This window comes from Pseudomonas sp. R28(2017) (assembly GCF_002112505.1).
Classification (GTDB): domain Bacteria; phylum Pseudomonadota; class Gammaproteobacteria; order Pseudomonadales; family Pseudomonadaceae; genus Aquipseudomonas.
Genome location: NZ_NEHW01000004.1, coordinates 140,741 through 153,938 on the forward strand (window position 1 = coordinate 140,741; position 13,198 = coordinate 153,938).

Here is a 13,198-nt window from a genome sequence, read left to right on the forward strand (position 1 = left end):
AAGACTGCACACAGGCTTCGGAAGCTGTGATGCAGCTGTGGGAGCGGGCTTGTCGGGGCGCCGAACCGCCGCGAAGAGGCCGGTACAGGTCAGTGGTGCTTGCGCGGTACTGGTTTGAGCAGTTCGTCCGGCGGCATCTCGCACTTGATCTTGCGCCCCAGCAGCTCTTCGATCGCCGGCAGCTGGTAGGAATCATCCTCACCGGCAAAGCTGATCGACACACCGCTGGTACCCGCACGGCCGGTACGGCCGATACGGTGCACATAGTCGTCCGGGTCTTCCGGCAGGGTGAAGTTGATCACGTGGCTGATGCCGTCGATGTGAATCCCGCGCCCGGCCACATCGGTGGCCACCAGCACGGTGATGCGCCCTTCACGGAAGCTCTCGAGGGTACGAATACGCTTGTGCTGCGGCACGTCGCCCGACAACTGCGCGGCATTGATGCCGTCGCGCACGAGCTTTTCCTCGATGCGCCGCACCTCGTCCTTGCGGTTGGCGAACACCATCACCCGTTCCCACTTGTTCTGGGTCACCAGGTTGTACAGCAGCTTGTACTTGTCGCTGCCGGCCACCGCATACACATGTTGCTCGACCGTTTCGCTGGCGACGTTCTCCGGCTCGATCTCGACGATCGCCGGGTTGGTGGTCCACTGCTTGGCCAGGTTCATCACATCGTCGGTGAAGGTGGCGGAGAACAGCAGGGTCTGGCGTTCGCTCTTCGGTGGGGTCTGGCGGATGATCTGCCGGACCTGGGGGATGAAGCCCATGTCGAGCATGCGGTCGGCTTCGTCCAGCACCATCACCTCGACCATGTCCAGGTGCACCTCGCCGCGCTGGTTGAAGTCCAGCAGGCGGCCCGGGGTGGCCACCAGGATGTCGCAGTGGCGAGCTTCCAGGGCCTTGAGCTGCTTGTCGAAGTCCATGCCGCCGACGAAGCTCATCACGTTCAGGCCGGTGTATTTGGTCAGGGCGATGGCGTCCTTGGCGATCTGCACCACCAGCTCGCGGGTTGGCGCGATGATCAGTGCACGCGGCTCGCCCATGTAGCGCTCTTTGGGCGGCGGCGTCTGCTGCAGCTGGGAAATGATCGAAATCAGGAATGCCGCCGTCTTGCCGGTACCGGTCTGGGCGCGACCGATGGCGTCCTGGCCACGCAGGGTGTAACCCAGTACCTGCGCCTGGATCGGCGTGCAGTACGGGAAACCGAGGTCGTGGATGGCATGCATCAGCTCGTTGGAGAGCTTGAAGTCGTGGAAGCGGGTCTTGCCTTCCTGCGGCTCGACCACGAAGTCTTCCGGCTTCCACAGGCTCGCCTGGGGCTTGGGCTTGCGTTCGCGGCGGGGTTTGTCCTTGGCCGGCTTGTCGGTGGGCGCTGGGGCATCTGCGGGTGCTTCTGCCTTGGCGGCGGGCTTGGCGGCCGGTTTGGCGCGAGGGGCGGCCGGTTTGGGCTCGGGCCGGGCCTCGGCAGTGGGCGCAGGCGCCGTTGGCGTCACGCTGGCAGCAGGAGCGACGGCCTGTGGCGCGGCGTCTCCTTTGCCGAATATTTTCTTGAGTGCCTTGAGCACGATCGTCTCATCAACTGGTTAAGGAATGTACGCCGGGCAGTGTAATGCAAGATCTGGGCGCGGCGTAGCGGAAAACTCCCACAACTACAAATGGGGTTGGCTTATTGCAATTGCTTGCTCAGCCAGTCGTGGATGTCGCTCAGTTCCTCCACCACCACTTCGTGCTCCATCGGGTATTCGTGCCAGCGTGCGGCAACGCCCCAGGTATTGAGGTATTCGAATGCGGTACGGCCCATGGACGGGATCACCACCGGGTCGTGCACGCCATGCAGGCACAGGGCCGGGGTGCGTTGCTGGCAGGCGCTCAGCTGGTGGCTGTCGGTGAAGGTCGGGGCATAGGTGGACAGGGCAATCACGCCGCCCAACGCCTCTTGCCACTTTATATAGGCAGTGTGCAGCACCACTGCGCCGCCCTGGGAGAAGCCGGCGAGGAAAATCCGCGACAGGTTGATGCCCTTGGCCTGCTCGGCCTTGATCAGGCCGATGACCTGTTCGGCCGACTCATCCAGCTGCGCTTCATCGATGGCGCGGGCCGGGGTCATGGCCTTGATGTCATACCAGCTGGGCATGGCGTAGCCGCCGTTGATGGTCACCGGGCGGGTCGGCGCCTGGGGCATGATGAAACGGGTGCTGAGCAGGCGTTCCTGCATGAATTCGGCCACAGGTAGGAAGTCGTAACGGTCGGCACCCAAACCGTGCAACCAGATCACACAGGCGTCAGCGGTTTTCTGGGGTTCGAGAATCAGCGGGTTGGTCATGACTGCTCCGAAAGTGTGCGTGCCTTTCAAAAGGGTGCGTGAAAACAAGGCGTAGGAATTATCTGACAGAAAGAGAATGTCGCAACGATACAACTTTCCCTACTTGACTAGCGCTTAAACGCTACAGCCAACAAATCTGGTACGCGCTTTGCAATTCTTCATTTGATGCAAAGGGCAGGCCGTGACGGTAACACCCTTTGCACGCGAAGGCTGTCACAGAACAGCCCATTGCGCCAATTGACCCAATAACAAGCCAACAAGGGTCGGATGCGCCTCATAAGGGTGCGGTGCAATTCCGGCTCGTACAACAAGAGCGATTTGGAGGTTGTGAATGAAGATGTTGAAAACCACCCTGGCAGTCCTGACCGCTGCCGCCGCGCTGGGCGCCGTGAGCACCGCCCAGGCCGGCGCCACTCTCGATGCGGTAAAGAAGAAGGGCTTCGTCCAGTGTGGCGTGAGCGACGGTCTTCCAGGCTTCTCGGTACCTGATGCGCAGGGCAAGATCGTCGGTATCGACGCCGACGTCTGCCGCGCCGTGGCCGCCGCCGTGTTCGGTGACGCGACCAAGGTCAAGTTCAGCCAGCTCAACGCCAAGGAACGCTTCACTGCGCTGCAGTCGGGCGAAGTCGACGTGCTGTCGCGCAACACCACCTGGACCAGCTCGCGCGACGCCGGCATGGGCCTGGTGTTCGCCGGTGTCACCTACTACGACGGTGTCGGCTTCCTGGTCAACAAGAAGCTTGGCGTTTCCAGCGCCAAGGAGCTCGACGGCGCGACCATCTGCATCCAGGCCGGTACCACCACCGAACTGAACGTGTCGGACTTCTTCCGTGCCAATGGCCTGAAGTACACCCCGATCACCTTCGACACCTCTGACGAGAGCGCCAAGTCGCTGGAGTCCGGTCGTTGCGACGTGCTGACCTCGGACAAGTCGCAGCTGTTCGCCCAGCGTTCCAAGCTGGCCGCGCCGACCGAATACGTGGTCCTGCCGGAAACCATCTCCAAGGAACCACTGGGCCCGGTGGTGCGTAAAGGCGACGAAGACTGGTTCAGCATCGTCAAGTGGACGCTGTTCGCCATGCTCAACGCCGAAGAGGCCGGCATCACCTCGAAGAACGTCGAGGCCGAGGCCAAGGCCACCAAGAACCCTGACGTTGCCCGCCTGCTGGGCGCCGATGGCGAGTACGGCAAGGACCTCAAGCTGCCCAAGGACTGGGTAGTGCAGATCGTCAAGCAAGTCGGCAACTACGGCGAAGTGTTCGAGAAGAACCTGGGCCAGAGCACCGACCTGAAGATCGACCGTGGCATGAACGCCCTGTGGAACAACGGCGGCATCCAGTACGCGCCACCTGTGCGCTGATGGCTGCACCCTGCGGCGGCATCCCGCCGCCGCAGGTTGTTCGAACCCTATTTTTCGGGGCACTTCATGCAAAATCAAATTGGCGCACCCAAGGGGCTTTCCCTGAGCGACCCGCGTGTGCGCGCCTGGCTGTTCCAGATTCTCACGATTGCCTTCGTGGTGGGCCTGGGCTGGTACCTGTTCCACAACACCCAGACCAACCTGCAACACCGGGGCATCACCTCGGGTTTCGACTTCCTCGAGCGTAGCGCCGGCTTCGGCATCGCCCAGCACCTGATTCCCTACGTGGAGTCCGACAGCTATGCACGGGTGTTCGTCATCGGCCTGCTCAATACGCTGCTGGTGACGTTCATCGGCGTCATCCTGGCAACCATCCTCGGCTTCATCATTGGTGTGGCGCGGCTGTCGCCGAACTGGATGATCAGCAAGCTGGCGACGGTGTATGTGGAAACCTTCCGCAACATCCCGCCGCTGCTGCAGATCCTGTTCTGGTACTTCGCGGTATTCCTGACCCTGCCGGGGCCCAGGGGCAGCATCAACATCGACGACACCTTCTTCATCAGCAACCGTGGCCTGAACATGCCGGGTGCCTCGATGGCGGAGGGCTTCTGGCCGTTCGTCGTTGCCCTGGTGCTGGCGCTGGCGGCGATCGTGGTGATGGTGCGTTACGCCAACAAGCGCTTCGACGAAACCGGTGAGCCGTTCCACAAGTTCTGGGTGGGGCTGGCCCTGCTGATCGCCATTCCAGGCGCCTGCGCGTTGCTGTTCGGCAGCCCGGTGCACTGGGAAGTGCCGCAGCTCAAGGGCTTCAACTTCGTTGGCGGCTGGGTGCTGATCCCCGAGCTGCTGGCGCTGACCCTGGCGTTGACCATCTACACCGCGGCCTTCATTGCCGAAATCGTGCGTTCGGGCATTCGCTCGGTAAGCCACGGCCAGACCGAAGCGGCCCACTCGCTCGGCCTGCGTGACGGCCCGACCCTGCGCAAGGTGATCATCCCCCAGGCACTGCGGGTGATCATTCCGCCGCTGACCAGCCAGTACCTGAACCTGGCGAAGAACTCGTCGCTGGCGGCCGGTATCGGCTACCCGGAGATGGTCTCGCTGTTCGCCGGTACGGTGCTCAACCAGACCGGCCAGGCCATCGAGGTGATCGCCATCACCATGAGTGTCTATCTCGCCATCAGCATCAGCATTTCGCTGCTGATGAACTGGTACAACAAGCGCATTGCGCTGATCGAGCGGTGAGGATACGCCCGTGAATGCCCATGTTTTCAAACCCGATATGCCGCCACCGGTGAAAACCGTCGGCGTGCTCGCATGGATGCGTGCCAACCTGTTCTCCAGCTGGCTCAACACCCTGCTGACCCTGTTCGCCGTGTACCTGGTGTGGCTGATCGTGCCGCCGTTGGTGCAATGGGCGCTGCTCGATGCCAACTGGGTCGGCACCACCCGCGCCGACTGCACCAAGGAGGGCGCCTGCTGGGTGTTCGTGCAGCAGCGCTTCGGCCAGTTCATGTACGGCTACTACCCGGTGGAGCTGCGCTGGCGCGTCGACCTCACCGTGTGGCTGGCCGTGCTCGGTGCCGCGCCGCTGTTCATCAAGCGCTTCCCGCGCAAGGCCGTTTACGGCCTGGGCTTCCTGGTGCTGTACCCGGTGCTCGCCTACACCTTGCTGCACGGTGGCCTGCTGGGCCTGAGCAACGTCGCCACCAGCCAGTGGGGCGGGCTGATGCTGACCCTGGTGATCGCCACCGTGGGCATCGTCGGTGCCTTGCCGCTGGGCATTCTGCTGGCCCTCGGGCGGCGTTCGAAGATGCCGGCGGTGAAGGTGGTCTGTGTCACCTTCATCGAGTTCTGGCGTGGCGTGCCGCTGATCACCGTGCTGTTCATGTCGTCGGTGATGCTGCCGTTGTTCCTGCCTGAAGGCATGAGCTTCGACAAGCTGCTGCGGGCGATGATCGGGGTGATCCTGTTCCAGTCGGCGTACGTTGCCGAGGTGGTGCGCGGTGGCCTGCAGGCCATCCCCAAGGGCCAGTACGAAGCCGCCGCGGCCATGGGCCTGGGCTACTGGCGCGCGATGGGCCTGGTGATTCTGCCGCAAGCGCTCAAGCTGGTGATCCCCGGCATCGTCAACACCTTCATCGCCCTGTTCAAGGACACAAGCCTGGTGATCATCATCGGCCTGTTCGACCTGCTCAACAGCGTCAAGCAAGCCGCTGCCGACCCGGCGTGGCTGGGCATGGCCACCGAGGGCTATGTGTTCGCCGCCCTGGTGTTCTGGATTTTCTGTTTCGGTATGTCCCGCTACTCCATGCACCTGGAGCGCAAGCTGGACACTGGCCACAAGCGTTAGGAGTTTCGAAATGAGTGAAGCGATCAAGCAGCCTGCCGGCCCCGAAGGCATCATCCAGATGCAGGGCGTGAACAAGTGGTACGGCCAGTTCCATGTGCTCAAGGACATCAACCTGAACGTGCGCCAGGGCGAGCGTATCGTCCTGTGCGGGCCGTCCGGTTCGGGCAAGTCGACCACTATCCGTTGCCTCAACCGCCTGGAAGAGCACCAGCAGGGCCGCATCGTGGTCGATGGCGTGGAGCTGACCAACGACCTCAAGCAGATCGAGGCGATCCGCCGCGAGGTGGGCATGGTGTTCCAGCACTTCAACCTGTTCCCGCACCTGAGCATTCTGGAGAACTGCACCCTGGCACCGATGTGGGTGCGCAAGATGCCGCGGCGCAAGGCCGAGGAAATCGCCATGCACTACCTGGAGCGGGTACGTATTCCGGAGCAGGCGCACAAGTACCCGGGGCAGCTGTCCGGTGGCCAGCAGCAGCGCGTGGCTATTGCCCGGGCGCTGTGCATGAAGCCGAAGATCATGCTGTTCGACGAGCCGACTTCGGCGCTGGACCCGGAAATGGTCAAGGAGGTGCTCGACACCATGGTCGGCCTGGCCGAGGACGGCATGACCATGCTCTGCGTGACGCACGAAATGGGCTTTGCCCGGACCGTGGCGAACCGGGTGATCTTCATGGACAAGGGCGAGATCGTCGAGCAGGCGGCGCCGGATGACTTCTTCGACCGGCCGCGCAGTGACCGGACCAAGTTGTTCCTCAGCCAGATCCTGCACTGAGGCAACTGGGGCCGCTTTGCGGCCCTTCGCGGGCAAGCCCGCTCCCACAGGTACTGCACAGCACTCAAAGTCGGTGCTGCCCTGTGGGAGCGGGCTTGCCCGCGAAGGGCTGCAAAGCAGCCCCATTTATCGAATCATTTCTCTTCCGGGTTGGCGGCCGGTGCCGGTGGCGGGCGCAGGCCCACTTCGGCAATCAGCTTCAGCTGCTGACCATTGCGCATCACCTCGATGGTGATCTTGTCGGTCGGCTTGATCCGCGCCACCTGGTTCATCGACTTGCGCCCGTCACCGGCCGGTTCGCCGTTGATGCTCAGGATCACGTCACCCAGCTGCAAGCCGGCCTTTTGCGCCGGGCCGTCGCGGAAGATACCGGCCACCACGATGCCTGGGCGGCCCTGCATGCCGAACGATTCGGCCAGTTCCTGGCTCAGTGGCTGCACCTCGATGCCCAGCCAGCCACGAATCACCTGGCCGTGTTCGACGATCGACTTCATCACCTCCAGCGCCAGCTTGATCGGGATGGCGAAGCCGATGCCCTGGGAGCCGCCGGACTTGGAGAAGATCGCCGTGTTGATGCCGACCAGGTTGCCATTGGCGTCGACCAGCGCACCGCCGGAGTTGCCCGGGTTGATCGCCGCGTCGGTCTGGATGAAGTCTTCGTAGTTGTTCAGGCCCAACTGGTTGCGGCCAGTGGCACTGATGATGCCCATGGTCACGGTCTGGCCAACGCCGAACGGGTTGCCGATGGCCAGTACCACATCACCGATGTGGATGGTGTCGGAGCGGCCAATGGTGATGGCGGGCAGGTTCTTCAGGTCGATCTTCAGTACCGCCAGGTCGGTTTCCGGGTCGCTGCCGATCACCCGCGCCAGGGTTTCGCGGCCGTCCTTCAGGGCCACGACGATCTGGTCGGCGCCGCTGGTGACGTGGTTGTTGGTCAGCAGGTAACCCTCGGGGCTCATGATCACCGCCGAACCCAGGCTCGACTCCCAGCGACGCTGCTTGGGCAGGTTGTCACCGAAGAAGCGGCGGAACTGCGGGTCCTCGAACAGTGGATGAGCGGTCTTGTTCACCACCTTGGTGGTGTACAGGTTGACCACGGCCGGGGCGGCGAGGGTCACGGCATCGGCGTAGGACACCGGCCCCTGCATGATTCGCGTGGTCTGCGGGGCCTGTTGCAGGTTGACGTCCTGGCTGGGCAGGCCGACCCACTCGGGGTAGCGCTGGATGATCAGTACCGCGATCAGAGTACCGGTGAGCAGGGGCCAGCCAAAGTAACGCAAAGCCTTGAACATGAACGAGTCCTGGAAAAGAGCGGGGGCCGTTGGCCGCGCAGTGGGGCATGAGCGCGCGCGATCATACACCGGTTCCCCCGATGCCGGCGACGGCCCATAATGGCCGGCATTATACGGGCGTTCTCCAGGCGTTGCGCCCGGGAAAAGCGCAGATTTCGAGGAGATTTTCATGGCCGTCGCACTCAACACCCTGGTCGAGGAAGCCGAACGCTACCTGGGCAGCGCGAAGATCCAGGACTATTGCCCCAATGGCTTGCAGGTCGAGGGTCGGCCGCAGGTCAGTCGCATCGTCAGTGGCGTCACCGCCAGCCAGGCGCTGCTGGATGCCGCGGTCGAGGCCGAGGCCGACCTGATCCTGGTGCACCATGGTTACTTCTGGAAGGGCGAGAATCCTTGCGTTACCGGGATCCGTCAGCGTCGGCTGAAGACCTTGCTGAAGCACGACATCAGCCTGTTGGCATTTCACCTGCCGCTGGATGTGCACCCGGAGGTCGGCAACAACGTGCAGCTGGCGCGGCAGCTCGACATCACCGTCGAAGGCCCGCTGGACCCGGAAAACCCCAAGGTGGTCGGGCTGGTCGGTTCGCTGGCGGAGCCTGTGACTGCACGGGATTTCGCCCGTCGGGTGCAGGAAGTGCTCGGGCGTGAGCCATTGCTGGTGGAAGGTGACGCGATGATTCGCCGGGTCGGCTGGTGCACCGGGGGCGGGCAGGGCTACATCGATACGGCGATTGCCGCCGGGGTGGACCTGTACCTCACCGGCGAGGCGTCGGAGCAGACCTATCACAGCGCCCGGGAGAACGGGGTGAGCTTCGTTGCAGCGGGGCACCATGCCACCGAACGGTATGGGGTGCAGGCGCTGGGCGATTACTTGGCGCGTCGGTTTGCCCTGGAGCATCTGTTCATCGACTGCCCGAATCCGATCTGACAGCGGTGTCGCCTGCTTCGCGGGCGAGCCCGCTCCCACAGGCTTGCGCAATCCCTGTGGGGGCGGGCTTGCCCGCGAAGAGTCCGGTCCTGGCAGCCCAAACCCCCAGTCATATCGTTAGACTTTTTCGATCTAGTGCGCCGCCTAAATAGAAGCAGCCGCTGTGATAAAGTGGCTCGCTCGAACACGGCCCGCAGGCCGTCCATAAGATCGTTTTTCGTGAGTAGCCATGGTCGACAAACTGACGCACTTGAAACAGCTGGAGGCGGAAAGCATCCACATCATCCGCGAGGTGGCCGCCGAGTTCGACAACCCGGTGATGCTGTACTCGATCGGCAAGGATTCCGCCGTGATGCTGCACCTGGCGCGCAAGGCCTTCTTCCCGGGCAAGCTGCCATTCCCGGTGATGCACGTCGACACCCAGTGGAAATTCCAGGAGATGTACAGCTTCCGCGACAAGATGGTCGAGGAAATGGGCCTGGAGCTGATCACCCACGTCAACCCCGAGGGTGTGGCGCAGGGCATCAACCCGTTCACCCATGGCAGCTCCAAGCACACCGACATCATGAAGACCCAGGGCCTCAAGCAGGCGCTGGACAAGCATGGTTTCGACGCCGCCTTCGGTGGCGCGCGCCGCGACGAAGAGAAGTCGCGGGCCAAGGAGCGCGTGTATTCGTTCCGTGACAGCAAGCACCGCTGGGACCCGAAGAACCAGCGCCCGGAGCTGTGGAACGTCTACAACGGCAAGGTCAACAAAGGCGAGTCGATCCGCGTCTTCCCGCTGTCGAACTGGACCGAGCTGGACATCTGGCAGTACATCTACCTCGAAGGCATCCCGATCGTGCCGCTGTACTTCGCCGCCGAGCGTGAAGTCATCGAGAAGAACGGCACCCTGATCATGATCGACGACGATCGCATCCTCGAGCACCTCTCCGAGGAAGAGAAGGCGCGCATCGTCAAGAAGAAGGTGCGTTTCCGTACCCTCGGCTGCTACCCGTTGACGGGCGCTGTCGAGTCGGAAGCCGAGACCCTGACGGACATCATTCAGGAAATGCTCCTGACCCGTACGTCCGAACGCCAGGGCCGTGTCATCGACCACGATGGCGCCGGTTCCATGGAAGACAAGAAACGCCAAGGCTACTTCTAATTTCAGGGTTACTCCATGTCGCACCAATCTGATCTGATCAGCGAGGACATCCTCGCCTACCTGGCCCAGCACGAGCGCAAGGAACTGCTGCGCTTCCTGACCTGCGGCAACGTCGACGATGGCAAGAGCACCTTGATCGGGCGCCTGCTGCACGACTCGAAGATGATCTACGAGGACCACCTCGAGGCCATCACCCGTGATTCGAAGAAAGTCGGCACCACCGGCGAAGAAGTCGACCTTGCGCTGCTGGTCGACGGCCTGCAGGCCGAGCGTGAACAGGGCATCACCATCGATGTCGCCTACCGCTACTTCTCCACGGCCAAGCGCAAGTTCATCATCGCCGATACCCCCGGCCACGAGCAGTACACCCGCAACATGGCCACCGGTGCATCCACCTGTGACCTGGCGATCATCCTGGTCGATGCCCGCTACGGCGTGCAGACCCAGACCCGCCGTCACAGCTACATCGCATCCTTGCTGGGCATCAAGCACATCGTGGTCGCGGTCAACAAGATGGACCTCAAGGGCTTCGATGAAGGCGTGTTCGAGTCGATCAAGGCCGACTACCTGAAGTTCGCCGACGCCATCAACCTGAAGCCAAGCAGCCTGCACTTCGTGCCGATGTCGGCGCTCAAGGGCGACAACGTGGTCAACCACAGCGAGCAGTCGCCGTGGTACGCCGGCCCGACGCTGATGGAAATCCTCGAAACCGTCGAGGTTTCGGCCGACCGCAACTTCACCGACCTGCGCTTCCCGGTGCAGTACGTCAACCGTCCGAACCTGAACTTCCGCGGCTTCGCCGGCACCATTGCCAGCGGCGTTGTGCACAAGGGTGACGAAGTGGTCGTGCTGCCGTCGGGCAAGAGCAGCCGGGTCAAGTCCATCGTCACCTACGAAGGTGAACTGGAAAACGCCGGCCCAGGCCAGGCCGTGACCCTGACCATGGAAGACGAGATCGACATTTCCCGTGGCGACCTGCTGGTGCACGCTGATAACGTGCCGCCGGTGACCGACCAGTTCGACGCCATGCTGGTGTGGATGGCCGAGGAGCCGATGCTCCCGGGCAAGAAATACGACATCAAGCGCGCCACCAGCTACGTGCCGGGCTCGATTGCCAGCATCACCCACAAGGTCGATGTGAACACCTTGGAGCAGGGCGCAGCCAGCGCGCTGCAGCTGAACGAGATCGGCCGCGTCAAGGTCGCCCTGGACGCCTCGATCGCCCTGGACGGTTACGACAGCAACCGCACCACCGGTGCGTTCATCGTCATCGACCGCCTGACCAACGGCACCGTCGGCGCTGGCATGATCATCGCGCCACCGGTCCTGCCGCATGGCGGCACTGGCCAGCATGGCAAGCTCGCTCACGTGGCCACCGAAGAGCGCGCCCTGCGCTTCGGCCAGCAGCCAGCCACCGTGCTGTTCAGCGGCCTGTCTGGCGCTGGCAAGAGCACCCTGGCCTATGCCGTCGAGCGCAAGCTGTTCGACATGGGCCGTGCGGTGTACGTGCTCGATGGCCAGAACCTGCGCCACGACCTGAACAAAGGCCTGCCACAGGACCGCGCCGGCCGCACCGAGAACTGGCGCCGCGCCGCCCACGTGGCGCGCCAGTTCAACGAAGCCGGCCTGCTGACCCTGGCTGCGTTCGTCGCCCCGGATGCCGAAGGCCGCGAGCAGGCCAAGGCGCTGATCGGCAAGGAGCGCCTGGTGACCGTTTACGTTCAGGCCTCGCCGCTGGCGTGCCGCGAGCGCGACCCACAGGGCCTGTACGCTGCCGGTGGCGACAACATCCCGGGCGAAAGCTTCCCGTTCGATGTGCCGCTGGATGCTGACCTGGTGATCGATACCCAGAACACCAGCGTTGAAGAAGGCGTGAAGCAGGTGCTGGATGTGCTCCGTCAGCGTGGCGCGATCTAACTAGTGCTGCTTGAGAAAAACCCCGCTTCGGCGGGGTTTTTTGTATCTGTAAAGTGAGCAAAATCTTTACATGCAGACTAATTGACAGATTGACATGTGTAGTGAGGCGCCCATAGCCTCTGTGCATAGGCAAGTTGGTGACTTAGTGCGTCGACTTGGCACTCACGGCCTTCGAACAAGACAAGGTTGCACCCCTGCATCGACCCCGTCACCGTGTAGACCGCTGACGGGTAGCGCTGAATTAACGGCATATGCTAGCTAGCCCTTTTTGTCCTCGAGCAACTTGTAGTGCCGGTCATAGTCACTATGGCGTTCGCAACCTTGTTTGTAAGGATCCATGTCGCAGGCGAACTTCTGGTCCTGCAGATCAGGCAGAATGAGGATCCTGCCGTCGGCGCAACCTGATAGAAGCAGTATCAACACCCCTACAGATTTGTTCATTGCATGTCCTTGAACAGGGGAAGTTCCTTTGATTTTCGCCAAGTGATGATCCGTGCGATCACCCCCACGGCGCAGCCCTTCAGATGGTTTGCCGAGTAGTAGAGGAGGTCAGAGCCATCCGGATGTCCGGCCATGTCGATAAAGTGTTCGAGCAAGCGATCCTGCCAGACGGAGGTACCAGATGCCTGTAGCAATTCCTCAACCACCGTCCTGAATTCGGCGCAGGTGTAGTCGGCAAGGGAGTGTTTTTGACTGATCACCACTTCACCTCCGATGACAGCGCGTACTGCAGGGCGCTCATGATCCGTAGATTCTCGGCGTCGTACATCGCACCGCCAAAGGCGGGTGGGTCGAGGTGGCAGATCTGATAGTTGCGCACGCCTTTTGCGGTTTCACCGAAAGGCGCGCGGGGTGGCCAGCCTTGCTTGATGCGGTTGAGTTGCGAGGTAACGAATTGTTGGGAGTAGATCGGGTCCTCAGCGATTGCCAGCCAGAAGGCTTGGGAGAAATCGTCGAAGTCGTTGAAGGTTTGTTCAGCAAGTTTGTTTGCGATGTGCTCGGGGAGTGGGAGTGCCATGTCATTGTTTCTCTCTTGAAGTGATGCCGAGATCATGGCTGTGCTTTCTGGGGATGGAAATATTCACCGTGCTACATTGGAT

Annotated in this window: 13 protein-coding genes; 7 read left to right on the forward strand and 6 right to left on the reverse strand. The window is 62.3% G+C overall.

Annotated elements, in window-relative coordinates; all coding sequences use genetic code 11:
* Positions 1 to 89: 89 nt before the first annotated feature.
* Positions 90 to 1,565, reverse strand: coding sequence for an ATP-dependent RNA helicase RhlB (gene rhlB, locus CAF78_RS08675; protein WP_085675051.1), 1,476 nt, complete (start codon positions 1,563 to 1,565; stop codon positions 90 to 92).
* Between the two features lie 101 nt (positions 1,566 to 1,666).
* Positions 1,667 to 2,323 carry an alpha/beta hydrolase gene (locus tag CAF78_RS08680; protein ID WP_085675052.1) on the reverse strand — a complete coding sequence of 219 codons (657 nt, stop codon included), beginning with the start codon at positions 2,321 to 2,323 and terminating at the stop codon, positions 1,667 to 1,669.
* 331 nt (positions 2,324 to 2,654) lie between these two features.
* Between CAF78_RS08680 and CAF78_RS08685 the strand changes: the two genes are divergently transcribed.
* The 4 genes from CAF78_RS08685 (at position 2,655) to CAF78_RS08700 (ending at position 6,811) form a co-directional block, all read left to right on the forward strand.
* Positions 2,655 to 3,683 carry an amino acid ABC transporter substrate-binding protein gene (locus CAF78_RS08685; protein ID WP_085675053.1) on the forward strand — a complete coding sequence of 343 codons (1,029 nt, stop codon included), beginning with the start codon at positions 2,655 to 2,657 and terminating at the stop codon, positions 3,681 to 3,683.
* 66 nt (positions 3,684 to 3,749) lie between these two features.
* Positions 3,750 to 4,928: an amino acid ABC transporter permease gene (locus CAF78_RS08690; RefSeq protein WP_085675054.1), complete on the forward strand. Its 1,179-nt coding sequence runs from the start codon at positions 3,750 to 3,752 to the stop codon at positions 4,926 to 4,928.
* A 10-nt stretch (positions 4,929 to 4,938) separates the two neighbouring features.
* Positions 4,939 to 6,036 (forward strand): amino acid ABC transporter permease, encoded by a 1,098-nt coding sequence (locus CAF78_RS08695; protein WP_085675055.1) that lies wholly within the window; start codon positions 4,939 to 4,941, stop codon positions 6,034 to 6,036.
* 10 nt (positions 6,037 to 6,046) lie between these two features.
* Positions 6,047 to 6,811 carry an amino acid ABC transporter ATP-binding protein gene (locus CAF78_RS08700; protein WP_003251792.1) on the forward strand — a complete coding sequence of 255 codons (765 nt, stop codon included), beginning with the start codon at positions 6,047 to 6,049 and terminating at the stop codon, positions 6,809 to 6,811.
* A gap of 134 nt (positions 6,812 to 6,945) precedes the next feature.
* On the opposite strand, the gene algW is transcribed toward CAF78_RS08700, so the two are convergent.
* The gene (gene algW / locus CAF78_RS08705) at positions 6,946 to 8,106 is read right to left on the reverse strand and encodes a Do family serine endopeptidase AlgW (protein ID WP_085675056.1); all 1,161 of its coding nucleotides are present in this window, start codon (positions 8,104 to 8,106) and stop codon (positions 6,946 to 6,948) included.
* Between the two features lie 169 nt (positions 8,107 to 8,275).
* Here algW and CAF78_RS08710 point away from each other — a divergent pair, with 169 nt between their 5' ends.
* The 3 genes from CAF78_RS08710 (at position 8,276) to cysN (ending at position 12,098) form a co-directional block, all read left to right on the forward strand.
* Positions 8,276 to 9,034 (forward strand): Nif3-like dinuclear metal center hexameric protein, encoded by a 759-nt coding sequence (locus CAF78_RS08710; RefSeq protein ID WP_085675057.1) that lies wholly within the window; start codon positions 8,276 to 8,278, stop codon positions 9,032 to 9,034.
* 229 nt (positions 9,035 to 9,263) lie between these two features.
* Positions 9,264 to 10,181, forward strand: a complete 918-nt coding sequence (gene cysD / locus CAF78_RS08715) for a sulfate adenylyltransferase subunit CysD (RefSeq protein WP_060508578.1) — start codon at positions 9,264 to 9,266, stop codon at positions 10,179 to 10,181.
* A 15-nt stretch (positions 10,182 to 10,196) separates the two neighbouring features.
* Complete coding sequence (gene cysN, locus CAF78_RS08720) at positions 10,197 to 12,098, forward strand: sulfate adenylyltransferase subunit CysN (RefSeq protein ID WP_085675058.1); 1,902 nt, start codon at positions 10,197 to 10,199, stop codon at positions 12,096 to 12,098.
* 258 nt (positions 12,099 to 12,356) lie between these two features.
* On the opposite strand, the gene CAF78_RS08725 is transcribed toward cysN, so the two are convergent.
* The 3 genes from CAF78_RS08725 to CAF78_RS08735 are packed head-to-tail and all read right to left on the reverse strand — an operon-like array spanning position 12,357 to position 13,152.
* Positions 12,357 to 12,539 carry a hypothetical protein gene (locus tag CAF78_RS08725; protein WP_085675059.1) on the reverse strand — a complete coding sequence of 61 codons (183 nt, stop codon included), beginning with the start codon at positions 12,537 to 12,539 and terminating at the stop codon, positions 12,357 to 12,359.
* Positions 12,536 to 12,799, reverse strand: a complete 264-nt coding sequence (locus CAF78_RS08730; RefSeq protein WP_085675287.1) for a bacteriocin immunity protein — start codon at positions 12,797 to 12,799, stop codon at positions 12,536 to 12,538. Before CAF78_RS08730 ends, CAF78_RS08725 begins: the two co-directional genes overlap by 4 nt.
* The gene (locus CAF78_RS08735; protein ID WP_371856887.1) at positions 12,796 to 13,152 is read right to left on the reverse strand and encodes an S-type pyocin; all 357 of its coding nucleotides are present in this window, start codon (positions 13,150 to 13,152) and stop codon (positions 12,796 to 12,798) included. Before CAF78_RS08735 ends, CAF78_RS08730 begins: the two co-directional genes overlap by 4 nt.
* Positions 13,153 to 13,198 lie beyond the last annotated feature (46 nt).